Here is a 2,716-nt window from a genome sequence, read left to right as displayed (position 1 = left end):
CACCGCTTTCGCGAGCAAGCCCGCTCCCACGGGTAGACCGAGTGCATCCAAGCCACCAAGAATAATCACCACCCAGCCCCAACCGACCCGCTACAGTTGGCAAGCTCGTCCGGGCCACGGATAATGCCCAGTTTTTCCACCAGCGCATCGAAGCGCCGCCGCGCCTGCGGTTGAAAGAGAAGACCATGAAAGACACCATTCGCCAGCTCATCCAGCAAGCCATCGCCCAACTCGTCACAGAAGGTGTGCTGCCAGAAGGCCTGTCGCCGGCGATTCAGGTCGAAAATACCCGTGACAAGACCCACGGCGACTTCGCCAGCAACATCGCAATGATGCTCGCCAAGCCGGCCGGCATGAAACCGCGGGACCTGGCCGAAAAAATCATCGCCGCGCTGCCGGCTGACGAAAACGTCAGCAAGGCTGACATTGCCGGCCCAGGTTTCATCAACTTCTTCCAGAACACCCAGGCCTTGGCCTCGCGTTTGGACGTGGCCCTGGCTGACGAACGTATCGGCGTGCGCAAGGCCGGCCCGTTGCAACGCACCGTGGTTGACCTGTCGGCCCCCAACCTCGCCAAGGAAATGCACGTCGGCCACCTGCGCTCGACCATCATTGGTGACGGCGTGGCACGGGTACTGGAGTTTCTCGGCGACACGGTGATCCGCCAGAACCACGTCGGCGACTGGGGCACCCAGTTCGGCATGCTCATGGCCTATTTGCAGGAAAACCCGGTCACCAGCGACGAACTGTCGGACCTGGAGAACTTCTACCGCGCCGCCAAGCAACGCTTCGACGAGTCGCCCGAATTCGCTGACCGCGCCCGTGGCCTGGTGGTCAAGCTGCAGGCCGGCGATGCCGAGTGCCTGGCGCTGTGGACCAAGTTCAAGGACATCTCCCTGTCCCACTGCCAGAAAATCTACGAGTTGCTGAACGTCAAATTGACCATGGCCGACGTGATGGGCGAAAGCGCCTACAACGACGACCTGATCAACGTGGTCAACGACCTGAAGGCCAAGGGCATGCTGGTGGAAAGCAACGGCGCCCAGTGCGTGTTCCTCGAGCAGTTCAAGACCGCTGACGGCGAGCCGCTGCCGGTGATCATCGTCAAGGCTGACGGCGGCTACCTCTACGCCACCACCGACCTGGCGGCCGTGCGCTACCGCAACAGCGTGCTCAAGGCGGACCGGGTTCTTTATTTTGTCGACCAGCGCCAGGCCCTGCACTTCCAGCAAGTGTTCGAAGTGGCGCGCCTGGCCGGTTTCGTGACCCATCCGATGGAGATGGAGCACATGGGCTTCGGCACCATGAACGGCGCCGACGGCCGGCCGTTCAAGACCCGCGACGGCGGCACGGTCAAGCTCATCGACCTGCTGAGCGAAGCCCAGGACCGCGCCTACACCCTGGTCAAGGGCAAGAATCCGGATCTGGCCGAAGACGAACTGCGCCAGATCGCCAAGGTGGTGGGCATCGACGCGGTGAAATACGCCGACCTGTCCAAGCACCGCACCAGCGACTACAGCTTCAACTTCGACCTGATGCTCAATTTCGAGGGCAACACCGCGCCGTACCTGTTGTACGCCTACACCCGCGTGGCCGGGGTGTTCCGCAAACTCGGCAAGGGTTTCGATGAGGTGGACGGGCAGATCGTCCTTGAAGCCGCTCAAGAACACGAGCTGGCGGCGAAACTGGCGCAGTTCGGCGAAGTGCTGAACAACGTCGCCGACAAGGGCACGCCACACACCCTGTGCGCGTACCTGTACGATGTGGCCGGTCTGTTCTCCAGCTTCTACGAGAACTGCCCGATCCTCAATGCACCAACGCCAGAGCAAATGCAGAGCCGCCTGCGCCTCGCCGCACTGACCGGGCGCACCCTCAAGCAAGGCCTGGAACTGCTGGGCCTGGAAACGCTGGAGCGCATGTAAGTTGGCCGCCAAGAAAAAACCTGCACCCAAACGCGGCGCCAGTCGTTACCAGCCCCCAGCCAAACAGCCGATTCCCGGCTGGTTGTGGATGGCTATCGGCCTGACCGTCGGCGCTTTCATTGTGTTTCTGATGAAACTGGAGCCGGGCCAGGGCGATGACGTCAAGCGCGTGCGCCAAGAGCAACAGAAAGCCACGCGCATCGCCGAGGCCAACAAGACCCCGCCGAGCCCGACGCAACCGGTCAAGCCCAAGTACGACTTCTACACCCTGCTGCCGGAATCGGAAGTCATCGTGCCGCCCGATGCCGTGCCGGAGAAAACCCTGCCGACGCCACAGGTCCCCACCACGCCGGTTACTCCGGCCGAAGCGGCGAAGATCGACACCGCTCGCGCTCAGGCAGCCCTGGCCGGCATCACGCCGCCGCCGGCACCGCCCGTGCAGAAAGCCGCTCCGGTGACGAAGTTCTTCCTGCAGGCCGGCTCGTTCCGCAAGGAAGCCGACGCCGACAAGGTACGGGCGCAGATCATTCTGCTGGGCCAGTCCGTGGCGGTGGAGTCCGGCACGGTGAAGGAAGAAACCTGGTATCGGGTGCTGGTCGGTCCGTTCAGCAACCGCGAAGAACTGACCAAGGCCCAAAAGCAACTGGCCGGCAGCGGTTTCAGCAACCTGTTGTTACAACAACGCCAGAACCGCTGATCTCGTCAAGGACACCTGTGGCTGTGGGGCTTTTGTGGCGAGGGCGCTTGCTCCCGCTGGGGCGTGTAGCTGTGTAGGAGCTGTGTAGGAGCTGTCG

General features: G+C 62.7%; 2 protein-coding genes. Both read left to right on the top strand.

What is annotated here, in order from left to right; translation table 11 throughout:
* The first annotated feature begins 185 nt into the window (after window positions 1-185).
* Window positions 186-1,922, top strand: coding sequence for an arginine--tRNA ligase (gene argS / locus HU811_RS26520; protein ID WP_186659034.1), 1,737 nt, complete (start codon window positions 186-188; stop codon window positions 1,920-1,922).
* A 1-nt stretch (window position 1,923) separates the two neighbouring features.
* Window positions 1,924-2,619, top strand: a complete 696-nt coding sequence (locus HU811_RS26515) for an SPOR domain-containing protein (protein ID WP_092395510.1) — start codon at window positions 1,924-1,926, stop codon at window positions 2,617-2,619.
* Window positions 2,620-2,716 lie beyond the last annotated feature (97 nt).

Origin of the sequence: Pseudomonas tehranensis, from assembly GCF_014268615.1 — a bacterium.
Classification (GTDB): Bacteria; Pseudomonadota; Gammaproteobacteria; order Pseudomonadales; family Pseudomonadaceae; genus Aquipseudomonas; species Aquipseudomonas tehranensis.
This window is presented reverse-complemented; position numbering and strand designations above follow the sequence as displayed.